The 19225-nt window shown below is 72.5% G+C and carries 19 protein-coding genes; 9 read left to right on the forward strand and 10 right to left on the reverse strand.

Annotation, left to right across the window (positions count from 1 at the left end; genetic code table 11):
* Positions 1-162: 162 nt before the first annotated feature.
* The 5 genes from OGL88_RS12610 to OGL88_RS12630 form a co-directional block, all read right to left on the reverse strand.
* The gene (locus OGL88_RS12610; RefSeq protein ID WP_123310144.1) at positions 163-561 is read right to left on the reverse strand and encodes a PLDc N-terminal domain-containing protein; all 399 of its coding nucleotides are present in this window, start codon (positions 559-561) and stop codon (positions 163-165) included.
* Between the two features lie 83 nt (positions 562-644).
* Entirely contained in the window at positions 645-1100 is a 456-nt protein-coding gene (locus tag OGL88_RS12615; protein WP_263091605.1) for a molybdenum cofactor biosynthesis protein MoaE, read from the reverse strand.
* Complete coding sequence (locus tag OGL88_RS12620; RefSeq protein WP_263091606.1) at positions 1097-1609, reverse strand: MogA/MoaB family molybdenum cofactor biosynthesis protein; 513 nt, start codon at positions 1607-1609, stop codon at positions 1097-1099. The genes OGL88_RS12615 and OGL88_RS12620 overlap by 4 nt, the downstream gene beginning before the upstream one ends.
* Positions 1606-2139 carry a cyclic pyranopterin monophosphate synthase MoaC gene (moaC, locus tag OGL88_RS12625; protein ID WP_374114442.1) on the reverse strand — a complete coding sequence of 178 codons (534 nt, stop codon included), beginning with the start codon at positions 2137-2139 and terminating at the stop codon, positions 1606-1608. Before moaC ends, OGL88_RS12620 begins: the two co-directional genes overlap by 4 nt.
* A complete protein-coding gene (locus OGL88_RS12630; RefSeq protein ID WP_263091608.1) occupies positions 2136-3359 on the reverse strand; it encodes a molybdopterin molybdotransferase MoeA in 1224 nt (407 codons plus the stop codon). Before OGL88_RS12630 ends, moaC begins: the two co-directional genes overlap by 4 nt.
* Before the next feature lie 105 nt (positions 3360-3464).
* On the opposite strand from OGL88_RS12630, the gene OGL88_RS12635 reads away from it, so the two are divergent.
* The 7 genes from OGL88_RS12635 (at position 3465) to pgm (ending at position 9870) form a co-directional block, all read left to right on the forward strand.
* On the forward strand, positions 3465-4409 hold the full coding sequence (locus OGL88_RS12635; RefSeq protein ID WP_263091610.1) for an MTAP family purine nucleoside phosphorylase: 945 nt from the start codon (positions 3465-3467) through the stop codon (positions 4407-4409).
* Positions 4406-5476 (forward strand): NAD-dependent epimerase/dehydratase family protein, encoded by a 1071-nt coding sequence (locus OGL88_RS12640; protein ID WP_263091611.1) that lies wholly within the window; start codon positions 4406-4408, stop codon positions 5474-5476. The genes OGL88_RS12635 and OGL88_RS12640 overlap by 4 nt, the downstream gene beginning before the upstream one ends.
* 291 nt (positions 5477-5767) lie before the next feature.
* Entirely contained in the window at positions 5768-6553 is a 786-nt protein-coding gene (locus OGL88_RS12645; RefSeq protein WP_308202625.1) for a glycosyltransferase family 2 protein, read from the forward strand.
* A complete protein-coding gene (locus OGL88_RS12650) occupies positions 6550-7182 on the forward strand; it encodes a TIGR04282 family arsenosugar biosynthesis glycosyltransferase (RefSeq protein ID WP_263091614.1) in 633 nt (210 codons plus the stop codon). The genes OGL88_RS12645 and OGL88_RS12650 overlap by 4 nt, the downstream gene beginning before the upstream one ends.
* Entirely contained in the window at positions 7179-7841 is a 663-nt protein-coding gene (locus tag OGL88_RS12655; protein WP_263091615.1) for a class I SAM-dependent DNA methyltransferase, read from the forward strand. The genes OGL88_RS12650 and OGL88_RS12655 overlap by 4 nt, the downstream gene beginning before the upstream one ends.
* 59 nt (positions 7842-7900) lie before the next feature.
* Complete coding sequence (locus tag OGL88_RS12660; protein WP_205463967.1) at positions 7901-8146, forward strand: hypothetical protein; 246 nt, start codon at positions 7901-7903, stop codon at positions 8144-8146.
* A 104-nt stretch (positions 8147-8250) separates the two neighbouring features.
* Positions 8251-9870: a phosphoglucomutase (alpha-D-glucose-1,6-bisphosphate-dependent) gene (pgm, locus tag OGL88_RS12665; RefSeq protein ID WP_248704703.1), complete on the forward strand. Its 1620-nt coding sequence runs from the start codon at positions 8251-8253 to the stop codon at positions 9868-9870.
* 39 nt (positions 9871-9909) lie between these two features.
* Here pgm and OGL88_RS12670 read toward each other — a convergent pair whose 3' ends face one another.
* From OGL88_RS12670 to OGL88_RS12690, 5 genes are read right to left on the reverse strand one after another with little or no spacing between them, the layout of a single operon-like run.
* Complete coding sequence (locus OGL88_RS12670) at positions 9910-11193, reverse strand: glycoside hydrolase family 125 protein (protein ID WP_263091616.1); 1284 nt, start codon at positions 11191-11193, stop codon at positions 9910-9912.
* The gene (locus OGL88_RS12675) at positions 11181-13538 is read right to left on the reverse strand and encodes a glycoside hydrolase family 3 protein (protein WP_263091617.1); all 2358 of its coding nucleotides are present in this window, start codon (positions 13536-13538) and stop codon (positions 11181-11183) included. Before OGL88_RS12675 ends, OGL88_RS12670 begins: the two co-directional genes overlap by 13 nt.
* A complete protein-coding gene (locus tag OGL88_RS12680; protein ID WP_123293697.1) occupies positions 13535-14389 on the reverse strand; it encodes a carbohydrate ABC transporter permease in 855 nt (284 codons plus the stop codon). Before OGL88_RS12680 ends, OGL88_RS12675 begins: the two co-directional genes overlap by 4 nt.
* Before the next feature lie 37 nt (positions 14390-14426).
* The gene (locus OGL88_RS12685) at positions 14427-15365 is read right to left on the reverse strand and encodes a carbohydrate ABC transporter permease (protein WP_263091618.1); all 939 of its coding nucleotides are present in this window, start codon (positions 15363-15365) and stop codon (positions 14427-14429) included.
* Between the two features lie 30 nt (positions 15366-15395).
* The gene (locus OGL88_RS12690) at positions 15396-16685 is read right to left on the reverse strand and encodes an ABC transporter substrate-binding protein (RefSeq protein WP_263091619.1); all 1290 of its coding nucleotides are present in this window, start codon (positions 16683-16685) and stop codon (positions 15396-15398) included.
* Positions 16686-16806: 121 nt separating this feature from the next.
* On the opposite strand from OGL88_RS12690, the gene OGL88_RS12695 reads away from it, so the two are divergent.
* Both OGL88_RS12695 and OGL88_RS12700 read left to right on the forward strand, forming a co-directional pair.
* Complete coding sequence (locus OGL88_RS12695; RefSeq protein ID WP_263091620.1) at positions 16807-17853, forward strand: LacI family DNA-binding transcriptional regulator; 1047 nt, start codon at positions 16807-16809, stop codon at positions 17851-17853.
* A 13-nt stretch (positions 17854-17866) separates the two neighbouring features.
* Positions 17867-19111: a glycoside hydrolase 5 family protein gene (locus OGL88_RS12700; protein ID WP_263091621.1), complete on the forward strand. Its 1245-nt coding sequence runs from the start codon at positions 17867-17869 to the stop codon at positions 19109-19111.
* Positions 19112-19225: the final 114 nt, after the last annotated feature.

Here is a 19225-nt window from a genome sequence, read left to right on the forward strand (position 1 = left end):
GTTGACCGCTCGGTGCGAGGTTGTAGCGGCGCACGGAGCGCACAACCTCGCACCGACCGACCGACCGCGCACGGTGCGCCCGTCGCGTCGGTGCGACGGCGCGTCGGCCTGGAGGCGCGGGTCAGCTCACCGGGGCCGGTTCGGCTCCGGCAGTCGGGTACGTCAGCTCGCGGGAGCGGCGTCGCCCTCGCCGGCGGCTTCCTTCGCGCGCTTCAGGCGAGCCTGCGCCTCCCAGTACTCGATCTCGCGCTCGAGTTCGGCGAGCTCCTGCTCCGTGCCGCTGACGCGCTTGGCGCCGTGGGCGCTCCGGGCATCACCGAGGGTGGCGTACCGGTCCTCGTGACGGGCGGGTTCGATGTAGCGGCCGTGGTTCCGCTCACCCGGGGCCCAGTCGTGGCCGATGGCGAACCAGACGATGCTGCCGACGACGGGGACCAGGATCACGAGGATCACCCACGCGATCTTCGGGAGTCCGCGGATCTGGTCGTCGTTCTTCGTCAGGATGTCGATCAGGGCGAAGACCAGCAGGATGACGGTGATCCCGGGCAGCAGAACGCTCATGTTCGCGATTCTATGGATCCGCTTGGAGTCTCACCATGCCCCGAACGAGCGTCGCAGTTGCGAAGTCGCACAGGGTCGGCGTCCTACAACGCCGCGACCCACTCGTCGGACCCGTCCGTGAACCGCTGGTGCTTCCAGATCGGCACACGCTCCTTCACCAGGTCGACGAGCTCGCCGCACGCCGCGAACGCCTGCGCCCGGTGCGACGACGCCACCGCTGCGGCGAGCGCGACGTCCCCGATGCCGAGCGCCCCGACGCGGTGCAGCACGGCGATCCGGACGTCGGGGTGCGCATCGGCGACAGCGCGGGCGACCTCGGCGATGACATCGCCGGCGCTGGGGTGCCGCTCGTAGTCGAGCGCGGTGACGCCCTTGCCACCGTCGTGGTCGCGGACGATGCCGGCGAAGGTGACGACGGCGCCGTCCCGGTCGGTGGCGACGACGGCGGAGACCTCGTCGACGGTGATCCCCCGGTCGACGACGTCGGCGAGGACGACGCGCGCGTCCGGTGCCGGGGACGGGGCCGGCGCAGCGGTCATGACGCACTCCGCGGCGCGTGGCCCTCGCCGTGCACCTGCGCGAGCACGTGATCGACCAGCCCGTCGAGCACGGCCAGTCCGTCCGCCACCCCGCCGCGCGACCCGGGCAGCGTGACGATCAGGGTTCCGCCGGTGCTGATGCCGGCGATGCCGCGGCTCAGCAGGGCGGTCGGCCCGGCCCCCGCGAGCCCGCGACGACGGACCTCTTCGAGGACACCGGGCAGCTCCAGGTCGATGAGCGGCGCGACGGCCTCGGGCGTCCGGTCGGTCGGGGTGACGCCGGTGCCCCCGGTCGTGATGACGATCCGGGCCCCGGCCAGCAGTTCGGCGGTCACGGTCTCGGTGATCGCCCCGCCGTCGGGGACGATCACGGGCTCGGCGACGGTGAAGTCCCGCTCGCGCAGCCACCCTGCGATGACGGGCCCGGTGCGGTCGAGTGCGGGATCGGCGGCAGCCTGCGTGGACACCACCACGACAGCGGCACGGCCCCTGGTCGGCTGCGAGGTCATCGATTGCTCCAGTCTCCGGACCGACCACCGTGCTTCTCGAGCACACGGATGTCCGTGATCGAGGCCGCCCGGTCGACGGCCTTCACCATGTCGTACACGGTCAGCGCGGCGACGCTCGCGCCGGTCAGCGCTTCCATCTCGACGCCGGTGCGCGAGGTCGTGCGGACCGAGACCTCGATCAACACGCGGTCGTCGGCACCGGTGATGTCGATCTGCACCCCGGCGATGGGCAGCGGGTGGCAGAGCGGGATGAGGTCGGAGGTCTTCTTCACCGCCATGATCGCGGCGATGCGGGCGGTGCCGATGACCTCGCCCTTCGGCAGGGAGCCGTCGAGGATGCGGGCCACGACGTCGGGCCGGGTGACGAGCGTGGCGGTGGCGGTCGCCGAGCGGTCGGTGACGTCCTTCGCGGACACGTCCACCATGTGCGCGGACCCGTCGGCGCGCACGTGCGACAGCTCGGCCGCGTCGGACGGATCGACCTGCTCGGACGGACCCGACTGATCGGACGTGGCGGCGGGTTCGGTCATCGGAGACTCCAGACGGTCAGGACGTCACCGGGTTCGACGGCGTCGACCCCCACCGGGACGTGGACGAGGTGCGTGGCGGCGGCGTAGTGCGCGAGCAGGTGGGAACTCGGTCCGCCCACGAAGTGGACGGCCCCGTCGTCCACCCGGCCACGCCGCACCTGGTGCTTGCCACCCGGTGACTGCGCAGCCGAAGCAGCGGGCAGGTGCAGCTCGGGGCGGTCGGCCGGCAGCCCGACGAGGGGCGCGAGCAGCGGACGGAGGAACACCTCGAACGAGACGAGCGCGGAGACGGGGTTGCCGGGGAACGACACGACGGGTACCGGTCGACCGGCGAGCACGACACTGCCGAACGCCTGCGGCCCGCCGGGCTGCATCGCGACCGGGGTCACGGCGAGGCCGCGGGGTTCGAGTGCCTGCCGCACGACCTCGTACGCGCCCGCACTGATGCCCCCGGTGGTGAGCACGAGGTCGGCCCAATCCCCCACGTCGTCGAGCTCGGAGACGAACGCTTCCACGTCGTCGGGGACCCGGACCCTGCGGGACGAAGCACCGACCTCGGCGAGCGCCGCCTGCAGCGCGATGCCGTTCGCGTCTCCGATCGTCGCTGCGGCCGTGTCCGCGCCCTGCAGCTCGGATCCCGTCGAGACCACGAGGACCCGCAGTGGTCGACGAACCTGCACGGTGGACACTCCGGCGGACGCGAGCGCACCGAGCAGGGCTGGGGTGATCGGCGCACCGGTCGGCGCGATGGACGCACCGAGGGCCAGGTCGCTGCCGGTCCCACGGACGAAGGTGCCCGGCGCGAGGTCGGACGGCACCGTGACGTGCCCCAGGTCGAGCGCCGCCGGGAAGGACCCCGGCGACGTCGACTCCACCGGGAAGACCGCATCTGCGCCGTCCGGGATCCGCGCGCCGGTCATGATCGGTGCAGCGGTGCCGGCGGAGAGCGGCGCGGGCACCACGCCGGCGGGGATCGGCGCGACCACCCGGACGTCCTGCCCGGCATCGGCCACCCGGACCGCGAAGCCGTCCATCTGGCTGTTGTCGAAGGGCGGCAACGGGACCGGAGCGGCGACGGGCGCAGCGAGCACGCGGTGCCCGTGCCCGGCACGGCCGTCGACGGCCAGGTCGTCGATCCGCCACGATGCAGCCCCGAGGCCCGCCAGGACCGGCGCGAGCAGCGCCGCCAGGTCGTCGCGGTGCTGACCGATCGTTCGCACAGGTGCCTCCGAACAGGGATGGTGTCGCCGCTCCCGGTTCGTCCGGGGCCGGCGTCAGTAGCGTATCCAGCGCGCAGACCGCGCCGACGACCTTTCGGAGGACCTGTGGAGAACGACGAAGCCGTGACGATCGGTGTCATCGGGGGCTCCGGCCTCTACCAGCTGTTCGAGGAGGGGACCGCCGAGGAGCTGGACGTGCCGACACCGTTCGGCCCGACGTCGAGCCCGATCAGCATCGGCACGATGTCCGGCCATCGGGTCGCGTTCCTCACCCGGCACGGCCGTGAGCACTCCGTCGCCCCGCACCGCATCAACCACCGCGCGAACGTCTGGGCGCTCCGCTCCCTGGGTGTCCGGGCGATCGTGTCCTCGAGCGCCGTCGGTGGCCTGCACCCCGACTACGCCCCGGGCACCTTCGTCGTGACCGACCAGCTCATCGACCGCACCTTCGGCCGCGCGGACACGTTCTTCGAGGACGACGTCCAGCACCTGTCGTTCGCCGACCCGTTCGACCCGACGCTGCGGCGGGCGGCCGTCGACGCCATCGCAGCACTCGACGTGCCGTTCCGGCCGACGGGTACGTGCGTCGTCATCCAGGGGCCCCGCTTCTCGACGCGCGCCGAGTCCGTCTGGCTGCGCGAGGCCGGCGGCCACACCATCAACATGACGATGACCCCCGAGGTCCCGCTCGCCGCGGAGCTCGGCATCGCCACCGTGAACCTGTCGTTCGTCACCGACGCCGACGCCGGCCTGGCCCCGACCGAGGACGAAGCCGCCGCAGCGGCCGCCCACGCGGCCACGGCGGACGCAGCGGCCACCGCGGACGCGGCCGACGACGCCGGCGCACCCGTCACCCACGCCCTCGTGATGGAACGTCTCGCCCGCGCCAACGAGGTGATCGTCCGCGCCATCGGCGAGATCGTCGGAGCGATCCCCGCCGACTTCACGCCGCGCGAACTCGTCCCGGCGAGCGCCAGCGCCAGCATCGTGCAGACCCAGCCCACCGCCGCCAGCACGGGCCCCGCCGTCACCACGGACCCCACCGCATGACCCGCCTGCTCGTCACCGGCGGCGCCGGCTTCATCGGTTCCGCGATCGTCCGCCGCGCACTGGCCGACGGCCACGAGGTCCGCGTCCTCGACTCCCTCCGCGACGACGTCCACGGCGATCCCGGCGAGGTCGTGCGCGCCCACCAGCAGCAGGGCATCGAGTTCGTGCACGGCGACGTCCGCGACCGGGTCTCGCTCGACGCCGCGCTCGACGGCGTCGACGTCGTCTGCCACCAGGCCGCCAAGGTCGGCCTCGGCGTCGACTTCCAGGACGCCCCCGACTACGTCTCGTCGAACGACGCCGGCACGGCCTACGTCCTCGCCGGCATGGACCGGCACGACATCGGCCGACTCGTCGTCGCGAGCTCGATGGTCGTCTACGGCGAGGGTGCGTACACGACGTCCGACGGCGAGCCCGTCCGGCCGCCGGCCCGCCGCCGCGAGGACCTCGACGCCGGTCGCTTCGACCCGATCGGCCCGGACGGCCACCCCCTGCTGCCCGGCCTGATCGACGAGTCCGCCGCGCTCGACCCCCGCAACGTGTACGCGCAGACGAAGGTCGCGCAGGAGCACCTGGCCTCGAGCTGGGCACGCGCGACGGGCGGCCGGGCGATCGCGTTGCGGTACCACAACGTCTACGGACCCGGCATGCCCGCGAACACCCCCTACGCCGGTGTCGCGTCACTGTTCCGCTCGGCGCTGGCCCGCGGTGAGGCCCCCCGCGTCTTCGAGGACGGCGCCCAGCGCCGCGACTTCGTGCACGTCGACGACGTCGCCGGAGCGAACGCCGCCTCGATCGCCGCGACCGCCGACCAGCCCGCCGACTCGTTCCGCGCGTACAACGTGGGGTCCGGCGTCGTGCACACGATCGGCGACATGGCCGCAGCGATCGCCGGGCCCGACGGCCCCCAGCCGGTCGTCACGGGCGAGTACCGCCTGGGCGACGTGCGCCACGTCACGGCGAGCTCGGACCGCATCGCCGCCGAGCTCGGCTGGCGCGCCGAGGTCGACTTCGGGGCCGGCATGCGCGACTTCGCGACCGCTCCCCTCCGGAGTGCCGTCCAGTAGACCCACTTCGTGAGCAGGAATGGTCGGGTCGCCGGACGCGGCCCGACCATCTTGCTCACGAACCGCGCGCACCGCGCCCAGCGCGACCGCGCGTCGGACGCGACCCGACCAGAACGCCCGCCACGGGCCTCCCGTCCGCTTGTCCCCCGTTCTGGGGACGCCCGCCCGGAAACAGTGCGTTGACTGACCAGCGGGTACACCTTTCCTGTACCCCGGCGCGCGTCGTCGTGTTACGTCGAGTGCATGACAGGACAGACCCGTCGATCTGACGACCGGCACCGAATGACGGACATGAGTGTCGACGTCATCCTCCCGTGCCTCGACGAGGCCGATGCCCTGCCGAAGGTGATCGCTCGCCTGCCGGAGGGCTACCGCGCGATCGTGGTGGACAACGGATCGACCGACGGTTCCGCCGACGTCGCCCGCGCGCACGGCGCCGTCGTCGTCACGGAACCGGTGAAGGGCTTCGGCTCCGCCTGCGCTGCGGGCGTCGCGGCCGCCACCGCCGACTTCGTCGCCTTCTGCGACGCGGACGCCTCGATGGACCCCGCAGAGCTGCCGCCGCTCGTCGACCGCGTCGCGAGCGGCCGCGTCGACCTGGCGCTCGGACGACGTGTCCCGACGAGCAAGGGCGCCTGGGCGCCGCACGCGCGGTTCGCGAACCGCGTCCTCGCCGTCCTCATGCACCGCGCGACCGGCTACCGCCTGCGCGACCTCGGCCCGATGCGCGTCATGCGCCGCGAGGACCTCGTCGCCCTGGACCTGCAGGACCGCCGTAGCGGCTACCCGCTCGAGATGGTCCTGGCCGCGCACGCGGCGGGCTGGCGCGTCGACGAGTCCGACATCGGCTACGCGCAGCGCATCGGCGACAGCAAGGTGACCGGGACGCTCCGTGGCACGGTCAACGCGGTCCGCGACATGACCCGCCTGCTGCGCGCGTACCGCCGGGAGGCCCGTGTCCGGGTCGTCGCACCGGCGCCCGTCCGCCACGTGGCCGGCTCCACCGCCGCGGCCGGTGCCGCGGCACGGGCCGACTCCGCCCCCGTCACCGCCTCGGTCGAGGGGACGCGCGCATGACCGCCGAAATCACCGTGGCCGTGGTCGCGAAGGAGTGCCTGCCCGGCAAGGTGAAGACCCGGCTGACCCCGGCGCTCTCCCCCGAGGGTGCCGCCCGTGTGGCGTCCGCGAGCCTCGCCGACACCCTGTCGACCGTCCGCGCCCTGGCCGCCGAGCGCCGCGTGCTGTTCTTCGATGGTGACGTCGTCCCGGAGTCGGCCGACGGCTTCGACGTCCTCCACCAGCCGGGCGGCGGGCTGGACGAGCGCCTCGGGTTCCTGTTCGACGCGATCGACGGCCCGTTGCTGCTCGTCGGGATGGACACCCCGCAGGTGTCCACCGACGCGCTCGCCCCGGTGTTCGACCAGCCCGAGCGCGACGCGTGGTTCGGTCCCGCAGAGGACGGCGGCTTCTGGTCGCTGTACCTGCAGGCCCCGACCGGCGACCTGCTGCGCGGCGTCCCGATGTCGCAGGACGACACCGGCGCCGTCCAGCTCGCCCGCCTGACCGACGCCGGCCTCGACGTCGGGATCCTCGGCGAACTGCTCGACGTCGACACGATGCCCGACGCCGAACGCGTCGCCGAACTCGCGCCGGACTCCGGCTTCACCCAGGCACTCCGTGCCGAGACCGCGGGGAGTCTCCGATGACCATGCACGCACCCGTCTCCTTCGGCGCCGGCGGCGGCGAGCCCTACGCCCGGGCCCTGCGCTCGGACGGACGGCTCCGTCTGACCGACCCGGACCGCCCCGACGTCGTCACGACGATGGACGTCGGCCGGTGGAGCGCCGCGGCCGACCGGGTCGACCGCTCGCTGCTCGACGACGCCGACGGTCCCGTGATCGACATCGGGTGCGGCCCCGGGCGGATGCTCGTCGCTGCCCGCAACCGCGGCATCCCCGCACTCGGCGTGGACGTCTCCGCCGAGGCCGTGGCGATCGCGCAGCGGTCCGGTGGCACCGCGATCCAGGGGTCGGTGTTCGACGCGGTCCCCGACGAGGGGCACTGGGACACCGCCCTGGTCATCGACGGCAACATCGGCATCGGCGGCGACCCCGCGGCACTGCTCGAGCGCTGCGGCGAGATCGTCCGCGCCGGCGGCCGGGTCATCGTCGAGACGAACCCCGACCCGCTGGCCGACCGCGTGTACACCGCCCGCGTCATGGACGCCGACGGCCACGAGAGCGCCGGGTTCCCCTGGGCCGAGGTCGGACTCGACGCGCTGCACCGGCACGCGGCGGACGCCGGTCTCGTGGCACGGCAGAGCTGGACGGTCGCGGGCCGGAGCTTCTGCGAGCTCCTGGCCTGAACACGCACGTTCGTGCAGTTGTTTTGCATCATGCAAGACAGTCACGTACGGTCGGGCCCATGACGAACAGCACCTTCCCGCTCGGCGGCACCTTCGTGTCCGGACTCCGCGACCGTGACGAGCGCGGGTCCTTCACCGGTACCCGCACCACGGACTCGGTCGGCACGTACACGGGCGCACCGATCACCGGGCGCCTCGGGCGCTTCACCGACGCGCAGCGTTCGCGTCCCGCCACCTGGACCGCCTCCACCCGCACGGCCACCGGCTCGTTCCGCACGGCGACCGGCTCTTTCCGCACCGCCTGAGCCGTGCCGTCGCCCCGGTCGGCGGACACGGCTCCGGCCGCGCTCTGCGGCCCCGGCTGTGCGCCGGCCGGACGCCTCCGGGTGCGCGATGCCAGGATGGACCCATGAACGACCGCGCCGGCACCCCCGCGACCGCAGACGACCTCGTCGACATCGACGCGCTCGTCGCCGCCTACTACGACCGTGTGCCCGATGTCTCCGTCGCCGAGCAGCAGGTCGTGTTCGGCACCTCCGGCCACCGCGGCTCCTCGCTCGACTCCGCCTTCAACGACACCCACATCGCCGCGATCACGCAGGCGATCGTCGAGTACCGGCAGTCGCAGGGCACCGACGGCCCGCTCTTCATCGGGCGCGACACCCACGCCCTGTCCGGCCCCGCCGAGCGCACCGCGCTCGAGGTCCTGGCCGCCAACGGCGTGCACGTCCTGGCCGACAGCGACAACGGCTACGTGCCGACCCCCGCGCTCAGCCACGCGATCATCCGCTACAACCGCGCCGGCAACCCCGACACGGCGGACGGCATCGTCATCACGCCGAGCCACAACCCGCCCCGCGACGGCGGCTTCAAGTACAACCCGCCGCACGGCGGCCCCGCCGACAGCGACGCCACGAGCTGGATCGCCAACCGAGCGAACGCGATCATCGAGGGCGGCAACACCGAGGTGCAGCGCACCGAGCACGCCACCCCCGACCGCTACGACTTCCTGCACACCTACGTCGCCGACCTCGAGAACATCATCGACATCGCCGCGATCAAGCGTGCCGGGGTGAAGATCGGCGCCGACCCGCTCGGTGGTGCATCGCTGCCGTACTGGAACCTCATCCGCGACCACTACGGCCTCGACCTGACCGTCGTGAACCCGGACGTCGACCCGACCTGGTCGTTCATGACGCTCGACTGGGACGGCAAGATCCGGATGGACCCGTCGAGCCCCTCGGCGATGGCCTCGGTCCTGGCGCACAAGGACGAGTTCGACGTCCTGACGGGCAACGACGCCGACTCCGACCGGCACGGCATCGTCACGCCCGACGGCGGCCTGATGAACCCGAACCACTACCTCGCCGTCGCGATCGAGTACCTCTACGCACACCGTCCGGCCTGGCGCGACGACGCCGCCATCGGCAAGACCCTGGTGTCGTCGAGCATCATCGACCGCGTCGCAGAGTCGCTCGGACGCCGTCTGTGGGAGGTCCCGGTCGGCTTCAAGTGGTTCGTGCCCGGCCTGATCGACGGTTCCGTCGCGTTCGGTGGCGAGGAGTCGGCCGGCGCGTCGTTCCTGCGCACCGACGGCACGGCGTGGACGACCGACAAGGACGGCATCATCCTGGCGCTCCTGGCGTCCGAGATCGTCGCCGTCACCGGCAAGACCCCCTCGCAGCTGTACGTCGAGCTGACCGAGCGCTTCGGCGACCCGGTCTACCAGCGCGTCGACGCCGCTGCCTCGAAGGAGCAGAAGGCCCGCCTGTCGAAGCTCGACGGCGACGCCATCACCGCCGAGACCCTGGCGGGCGACCCGATCACCGCGAAGCTGTCGAAGGCTCCCGGCAACGACGCGGCCGTCGGCGGCGTCAAGGTCGTCACCGACAACGCCTGGTTCGCCGCACGGCCGTCCGGCACCGAGGACGTCTACAAGATCTACGCCGAGAGCTTCGTCGGGCAGGAGCACCTGGAGCAGGTGCAGCGCGAGGCCAAGGAGATCGTGGACGCCGCACTCGGCGCCTAGTCGATCACCCGCAGGTCCCGCACTGGCGGCGGTCGAGGTTCAGTCCTCGGCCGCCGCCAGTGCCAGTTCGCAGAACATCGCGTCGGCCCACGAGAACCACGGGCGCGAGAACTGCGCCGGGTCCTCGACGTCGAACGACTCGTGCATGTCGCCGGTCCCGCCGTCGGTCGCCACGAGCACGTCGAGCAGTTCCCGGCGACGCGCCGGCGACCCGGACACGAGCCCCTCGACCGCCAGGGCGATCGGCCACACCCGCTGCGGCACCGTGTGCGGGCTGCCGACGCCGGCCGCCGCGGTGCCGCTGAACCAGTACGGGTTGGCCGGTGACAGCACGAAGTCCCGCGTCGCCGCCCACACCGAGTCGTCGAGCACCGACGGCGCCGACAACGGCAGGGACAGCAGCGACGGGGTGTTCGCGTCGTCCATGAGCAGCACGCCGCCCAGCCCGTCGACCTCGTAGGCGTAGACGTCCTCGCCCGCCGGCCCGGGCACGACGCCGTGCTGCCGGACGCCGTCCTGGATGCTCGCGCGCAGCACGTCGGCGTCGTCCGCCAGGCCGGTGTCGGACCAGACGTCCCTGGCGATGGCGGCGACGGCGAGCAGCGCCTCGGCGGCGAACAGGTTCGCCGGCACGTTGTAGCCGTACGTGCAGGCGTCGTCCGACGGGCGGAACCCGCACCACGTCATGCCCGTCACCGCGATCGGGGTGCCGCGGCCGTCGCGCGCGAGGGTCTCGGTCGGGATCGCCCCGTCGCGGACGAACCGGTAGGCCGAGGCCTCGTGGTCCTGTTCGGCCCGCCACTGCGTGACGATCGTGCGGAACACCCGGTGGGCCCGCTCGTCGAGCACCGCGGTCGACCCGGTCGCCCGCCACAGCGCGTGCGCGAAGGTCACCGGGTAGGCCAGGCTGTCGACCTCGTACTTCTGCTCCCACACCAGCGGGTCGGCGTTCAGGTCGTCGGGGTCGTAGTGCGCGCCGTTCGGTTCGCGGTTGAACGAGTTCGCGTACGGGTCGTGCTCGATCAGCCGGAACTGCCGCCGCACCACCGCCCAGAGCAGCTCCGCGAGCGCCGGGTCGTCCGCCACGAACCGCAGGTACGGCGTCATCTGCGTCGTCGAGTCGCGGAGCCACATCGCCGGGATGTCCCCCGTGATCACGAAGGCGCCGTCGTCGTCGATCGAGATCGTGTCCCGCAGCGTGCGGACCAGCGCGCGCTCCACGCGGTCGCCGACCTCGGTGCCGACCGCGGCCCGGACCCGGTCGGCGGCCGCCACCAGCGTCGGCGTGATCTCCTCGAGCTGCGTCTGCGTCACGACACCCATCGCACTGACTCCTGTCCGTCGGTGACGCGGACGGTCCGCGTCGACCCGGGTGGATCGAGCACGTCGTCCGTCCAGCAGTCGAGTTCGAGCGGCCGTGCACCGAGCCGGAGACCAGCGTCCCACGTGCCGAGCGCATCGAGTCCGAGCGCGTACGCGGTGTCGACGGTCCCACCGGCGGGCACGTCGACCGTCACCAGGGCGAGTAGTCGTCGTCGCCGCGGACGGACACCGGGTTCACGCCGCCGCCCCCACAGGGGCACCGAGACCCGACGGAGTGCGTCCGACGTGTTGCGCACCGTCACCGGCACGGTCACCGTCCCCCCGGCCAGGAGGCGCACAGCAGTCACCGCGTCGCTCCCCTCCGCCAGGCGGACGTCCACCCCGTCACCCGGACCGGGCGCACCGGTCACGGTCGAGCGGCTGGTCACGTCGACGTAGCCCCGTGCCGTCTCGAGGCGCTCGTCGTGCGCCACGGGCAGGACGCCGTCGGCGCCGGGCCAGGTCGCGGGGAGTCGCCCCTCGGCCGGGGCACCGAACAACACGTCCGCGACGGCTCGACCGCCGGAGGGCCCCGGGAACGGCACGACGAGCACGCTGTCGGCCAGGGCGAGCACCTCGGTCAGGACCCGTGGTCGACCGTCGACGACGACCGCGACGACCGGCAGACCGCCCTCGCGGGCGGCGCGGAGCACGTCGAGCTGCGCCTCGGGCACGGCGATCGAGGCCAGGTCGACCCCCTCGCCGTTCGTGGTGTCCGGTGCCGGACCACTGACGGCGCCGTTGTCCTCGAAGCCGTCGTCGTACGCGCGACGACTCGAGCCGCCGAGCACCACCACCGCGACGTCGGCGCCGAGGAGCGCCGTGCGGACCGCGAGGAGCCCGTCGGGGCCCGGCAGGGGCTGTCGGAGCCCGCTGCCCCGGGTGGTGCGGATCCGGGCGGGGCCGAGCCGGGCCTCCAGGGCGGAGCGGACGGTGGACGCTCCGGGGTCGACGGGCGGCCTCGGGGGTGAGTAGTCGCCGAGCAGGGCGTCGACGTCGTCGGCGTTCGGGCCGACCACGGCGACGACGGCGTCGGGTGCGATCGCGGGCAGTGCACCACCCAGGGCGACCACGGCGCGGTGAGCGGCGCGTTCAGCGAGCGCGATGGTCGCGCGTTCCGGCGGCTCGGCGCGCGTCGGTGCTGGTGCTGGTGCTGGTGTCGTCGGTGGTGCCGGTGTCGTCGGTGGTGCCGGTGTCGGCGTCGCGAGCAGGCCGACGCGGCGCTTCAGGGCGAGCACGCGCTCCACCGCCTGGTCGAGGTCGTCGGTGCTGATCAGGCCCCGGTCCAGCGCCTCGTCGAGGTGCGCGTAGGCCTCGTCCCACAGGCTCAGGTCGACCCCGGCACGGAGCGCGAGCGCCGCCGCCGAGGCCGGGTCCGGGGTGACGTCGCGCAGCCGGTCGACGGCGGTGCCGTCGGCCATCACGAGCCCGTCCCAGCCCCAGGCGTCGCGGATCGTGGTGGTGAGCAGGTCGCGGTTGCCGCAGCACGGCACCCCGTCGACGTCGTTGTACGCCGCCATGAACCCGGCGACGTGTTCGCGTGCCGCGGCGAGGGCCGGCGGCAGGTGCACCTCGGCGAGCTCGCGGCGGCCGATCGGGGCACCGGAACCGTTCCGCCCACCGATGCCGGCACCCTGCCCGGCCAGGTGCTTCGCGACGACCGCGACGTGCCGGTCGTCGATCGGACCCGGACCGCCGCCCTGCATGCCCCGGACGGTGGCCGCGACCATGATCGCGGCGAGCCCGGCGTCCTCGGACCAGCACTCCTCGCTCCGGCCCCACCGGGGGTCGCGCAGGACGTCGAGCCCGGAGACGAGGGCGACGTGGGTGCCGCGGGCGCTGACCTCGGCGGCGACAGCGGCCGCGAGGTCTTCGACGAGCTGCTCGTCCATCGCGGTGCCGAGCGCGAGGTTCACCGGCACCGTCGTGCCGCCGAGGGCCTGCAGCCCGTGCGGGACCTCTTCCACGAAGAGCGTGGGGACGCCGCCGTCACTGTGTGCGACGACGTGGTCCTGCACGGCGGCGTAGGCCTCGGCGGAGCGTTCGGGTGGGATGCCGTTGCCCCAGTGCACACCGGACCAGGGGTCGGCGCGGAGCACGCCGTAGACCGCGCCGATGCCGCCCCACCGGTCGACCTCGGCGCGCAGGACGTCGGTGATCCGCGGGCGACCGTCGACCCAGCGGATGGCCTCCCAGCCCTTCAGGCGCTGGTTGAGCTGGCCGATGCGGGCGCGGACGTCGAGGCTGGTCGCGGTCTGGCGCCCGGTCGAGTGCTCGGTTGGGTGCTCGGTCGGGTGCTCGCTCATCCCTTGATCGCTCCGGAGACCAGGGCACGCTGCATCTGGCGCTGCAGGATCGAGTACACGAGGTACACCGGCAACAGTGTGAACAGCGTGCCGGCCATGAGCATCCCGTAGTCGGTGCCGGCGTCGACCTTCAGCGTCGGGAGCGCCACCTGGATCGTCCGCTGCGCGGTGTCCGGCCCGATGAGCACCAGGGCGTACAGGTACTCGTTCCAGAACGACAGGAAGTTCAGCAGCAGCACCGTGGCGATGCCCGGGATGCAGATCGGCAGGTACACCTGGCGCATCACCTGCCACGCCGAGGCGCCGTCCATCGACGCCGCCTCTTCCAGCTCGCGCGGGATCGTCCGCATGAACTGCGTCAGGATCACGACGGCCAGGGGCATCGCGGTCGCCGGCAGCAGGAGCACGAGGAACGTCCGGGTGTGGAACAGCCCCATCCCGGCGGCGAGCAGGAACGTCGGGAACAGCGCCGCGAACGACGGGATGAGGAACCCGAGCGAGAACAGTCCCTCGACGATCCGTCCGGCGCGGCCGGTGGCCCGGGCGAGGGCGAACGACGCCGGCAGCGCGAGGACGAGGGTCAGCACGAGGGCCGCCACCGTCGTGATCGCCGAGTTCGCGATGGCCGGTCCGAGCGAAGCCTGGCGGATCGCCTCGGTGAAGTTCGACAGGTCCCACGACGCGGGCAGCGCCAACGGGGACTCGAAGATGCCGTCGTTGTCCTTGAACGACGACACCACGAAGTAGTAGAAGGGCAGGATCAGCAGGGCGGCGTAGATCCACGCCACGGTGCCGCTCGTGATAGAGCCGATCCGGTCACGCAGCCGGATGCCGGCGGTGGGTTTCGCCATGGTGGTCTCCCGGGGTCTGTCGGTCAGGGGCGGGCGGTCAGTGGGTCTTGCGCAGGACGCGGCGGATGACGAACATCCCGGCGAGTCCGAGCACGAACAGGACGACGCCGACGGCCTGGCTGTAGCCGAGGTCGGTGTCGACGAACGCCTTCTGGTACACGAGGTACGACAGCGTCGTGGTCGCGGTGCCCGGGCCGCCCTGGGTCAGCAGGAGCACGTTCTGCGCCGAGCTGAAGAGCATCGACAGGAACTGCAGCATCGCCACGACCCCGATGAAGTCGCGGGCGATCGGCCAGTACACACCCCATGCCAGCCGCCACGATCCGGCGCCGTCCATGCGCGCGGCCTGCACGACCTCGGTGTCGACGCCGTCGAGCCGGCTCGCGATGAGCACCGCCGAGTACCCGATGCCGGCCCACAGGTCGACGACGATGAGTGCGCCGAGGGCGGTCGCGGGGTCGGCCAGCCAGGCCTTGCCGCCGATGCCGAGCGTCGCGAGCACCCCGTTGACCAGACCGTCGGGGTTGAGCATCGCGTAGAACATCATCGCCGTGGCCGGTGCCGAGATGAGCGCCGGGATGAAGAGCAGGTAGCGGAGCACCTTGTGCCCGCGCGGCTTCTGCACGACGTGGAAGGCGAGCAGGAACGCCAGCACGATCATGATCGGCAGCCCCACCACGATCTGCACCGTGCTGTTCCGGACCGCGGCCCAGAACGTCTCGTCGGAGAACAGCACCCGGAAGTTGTCGAGCCCCGCGAACGTCGGCGAGACGAGCATGCCGGGCCAACTCAGGAAGGCGATCACGATCATCGCGACGACCGGCCCGATCATGAACAGGCCGTACCAGACCAGCGCCGGGATCGCGAAGGTCGGGAAGCTGCCGCGGCTGCTGCCGACGGCGCGGGATCCGCGGCGGGCGGGCCCGGACGGGGTCGACGCCGACCGGACGGGTGGTTCCTCGACGAGCACTGCCATGGGGAGCTCCTTCTCGCAGGGTCGGGTGGGTCAGGCGGCCGTGTAGGCGCGCTCGAAGAGGTCGATGATGCGGTCGGCCGAGGTTCCCGAGCCGTACGCCAGGCTGGTCGCGCGGATCATCGGCTCGTACGCCGAGTCGGGCACGAGCAGGTCGGGCAGCATCACCGGGGTGACCTGGTCGTCGGTGAGCTTCGACGCCTGGGCGACGAGCGGGAAGTCGCGGCTGACGGTGTCGGTGATCCGGCTCATGTCACGGCCGGAGTCGAGGACGAACTCGGTCGTCACGGCCGACGAGTACAGGTACTGCACGAACGGCTTGATGAGGTCGAGCTTCGCCCGGCCGTTCTCGCTGATCCAGATGCCGTGCCCGTTGTAGCTCTTGATGACGCTCGGGTGCGCGATGGCGGCGTGCTGCGAGGGGACCGGCCAGCCACCCACCGTCACCTCCTTCGCGCGTTCCTTCGACACCAGTGCCAGGGCGGAGGACATCGCGGGGACGATCGCGGCCTTGCGGGTGGTGAACTGCGTCAGTTCGGAGTCCGACGTGAAGCCCTGCACCGAGTCCACGAAGACCCCGGCGTCCCGGAGCTCGACGAAGTGCTCGACGCCGCGGACCGCACCGGCGCTCTCCGAGATCCTGCCCGTGGAGAAGACCTTCGCCGCTTCGTCCCGAGACACGAACCCCTGGATCACCTGCATGAGGAGCTTCTGCCCGCTCCAGTCCGACCCACCGACGGTGACCGGCCCGATGCCGGCGGAGCGCAGGCGGTCGGCAGCGGCGATGAGCGCGTCCGAGGTCGTCGGGATCTCGCTGACACCGGCCTGTTCGAGCAGCGCCGTGTTGAACGACACCGGCCAGTTCGTCCGGGTGAACGGGAACGCCCGGAGCCGGCCCTGGTCGTCGGTCCACTCCTCGAGCGCCTCGGGGATGATCTTGTCGCGCAGGCCCCACTCGTCGAGGTAGCGGGAGACGTCGATCGTGGCGTCCTCACCCGTCCAGGACAACGTCCGCCCGACCATGTTCACGATCGCGACGTCGGCTTCCTTGCCGGCGAGGGAACTCGTCTCGAAGACGATCGGCAGGTCGGACCCGTTCGAGAGCAGGGCGACCTTGCGGTCCGTGCGACGACGGTAGGCGGCGACGACGTCCGTGAACGTCTGCGCGCCGGCGACCGCGCCGCTGAGCTGGGTGTGCACGCTCAGCGTGCCGGGGCCGCTCGAGGCCGGGGTGAGGGCGCTGCACCCGGCCAGGATCGGCGCGAGGATGCCGGCGCCGAGCCCGGCTCCGATGAGGGTGCGCCTACTGATGCCGTCCGTCACGGTGCCTCCCTGGCAGTGGATGGTGGAGCGATCGCGATGCATTTGGTACAGCGGTGTACTTCAGGTGACGAGCAACGTATACCGCTTTACACGGGGTGGTCAAGCCTCTACGCTCGACGGCATGAGCGACACCACCGCCGGAGCCGTCGACCGACGCCGCGTGACCATCGCGCAGGTCGCCAAGCGCGCCGGCGTCTCGACCTCGGCGGTCTCGCACGTCTTCAACGGGCGGCCGAACGTGTCCGCCGCCACCGCGACCCGCATCCGCAAGGCCGCCGACGACCTGAACTGGCGGCCGAACCTGGCGAGCCGCAAGCTCTCCGGCAACGCGGGTCGCAGTCTGGGGCTGGTCCTCGCCCGCTCGCGCGACACCTTCCAGCGCGACCCGTTCACCATGCGGCTGATCGCTGGGCTGACCGAACCCCTCGCCGCGATCGGCTGGTCGCTGTCCGTCACCCTCGTGCAGGCCGACGACGAAGCCGCCGTCTACCGGCAGTGGTGGACCGAGCAGCGGGTCGACGGCTTCCTGCTCGTCGACGTCCGCACCGACGACCCCCGCATCCCGATGCTGCAGCACCTGGCGGCCCCGGCCGTCATGCTCGGCGCACCGATCCCCGGCAGCACCGTCCCGGCGGTCACGGTGGGCGACGCCGACGCGACCGAGTCCTTGCTCGACCACCTCGGTTCGCTCGGGCACCGCCGGATCGCCCGCGTCGGGGACGGCCCGGCACTCGCGCACACCGGCGCCCGCGACACCCGCTTCACCGCCGCAGCAGCACGTCGGGGCGTGGACGCGCTCGTGCTCGGGTGGCGAGCCGACGCCGAGGACCCGGTGGCCGACCTGCTCGCCCGACTCGACCGTGCCACCGCGATCGTCCTGGACGGCGAGGCGATCGCGGCCGAGGTGATCGCGCACGCCCCCGAGCTCGGCGTCCGCGTGCCCGAGGACCTGTCCGTCGTCGCGTGGGAGGACTCGTGGGTCTCGTCGATCGTGCGCCCGTCGCTGACCGCCCTCGACGCCCCCGTCGAGGAGTCCGCCCGCACCGCCGTCGCCCTGGTCGAACGACTCGTCCGCGGCGACGAGGTCACCGATGCCGAGGTCGGTGGGCGCGCCCTGCACGTCCGCGGCTCGACCGGCCCCGCCCCAGCCGCCGCCACCGTTCCCTGACCGAAGGAGACCGATGACCACCGCCACGCGCTTCGGCGTGAACTACGTGCCCTCGACCGACTGGATGTTCCAGTGGCAGTCGGTGGAGGAATCAGCGATCCGCCGCGACCTCGAGGCGATCGCCACCCTCGGCCTCGACCACGTCCGGCTGTTCCCGCTGTGGCCGACCCTGCAGCCGAACCGCACGCTCATCCGCCGACGGGCCCTCGACGACGTGGCCCTGGTGGTCGACATCGCCGCCGAGTTCGGGCTGGACGCCAGTGTCGACGTCGTCCAGGGGCACATGTCCGGCTTCGACTTCGTTCCCGCGTGGCTCGTGAACTGGCACGACGGCAACATGTTCACCGACCAGCCGGCGATCGACGCGCAGGCCGCCCTGGTCGCCGCCGTGTACGACGCGGTGCGCGACCGCCCGAACTTCACCGGGCTGACCCTGGGCAACGAGCTCAACCAGTTCCAGCCGCCGAACCCCGCCGCGATGCCCGCCGACACCGCGCAGGTGACGCACTGGCTCGAGTCCCTGCTCGGCGCACCCCGCGACAAGGACCCGCGGCACGTCGTCACGCACTCCGAGAACGACCACCTCTGGTACCGCGACAGCCACCCGTTCGTGCCGGCGCACGCCAGCCGGCTCGGAGACGTCACGACCGTGCACTCCTGGATCTTCAACGGGGTGGCCGGTCGGTACGGCGCACTCTCCGACGAATCCGTCCGGCACGCCGAGTGGATGATCGAGCTCGCCCGCGCCTTCGCCACCGACCTCGAGCGACCCGTCTGGCTGCAGGAAGTCGGGGCGCCCGACCGGCACCTCGCCGAGTCCGAGATGCCCGAGTTCCTCGAGCGCACGGTCGGCGCGGCCCTCACCACCGAACGCCTGCACGCGGTCACGTGGTGGTGCTCCCACGACGTCTCCCGCGACCTGGGCGACTTCAAGGACCTGGAGTACTCGCTCGGCCTGCTCGACGTCGACAACCGCGTGAAGCCACTCGGCCGGCGCTACGCCGAGGTCGTCGCCGACGCACGGCGCTCCGCCCCGATCCCGACCCCGCGGACGAGTGCCGTCGTGGTCGACGTCGACGAGGCCGACCTGCCGATCCGTCGGGCGGACCTGGCACCGGGCGGCCCCGTCTTCGAGCGCTGGCACCGCCTGCGCGCCGCCGGCGAGGCCGTGACCGTCGTGACGAGCCGGACCGCAGCCGACCCCGCGGCGCTGACGGCACGGGGTGTGACCCGGATCGTGGAGACCGCAGCGGTCTGACGGGGCCGAGCCGGGCCTCCTGGCCGTGGACCGGGACCGTCACCGAGCCCGCGATCCGGGCGTACCGTGACTGCCGATCCACACAGGAAGCCGCTCCTGAGCAACCGAGCACTT

The organism is Curtobacterium sp. RIT-PI-V (genome assembly GCF_025642935.1).
Taxonomy (GTDB): Bacteria; Actinomycetota; Actinomycetes; order Actinomycetales; family Microbacteriaceae; genus Curtobacterium.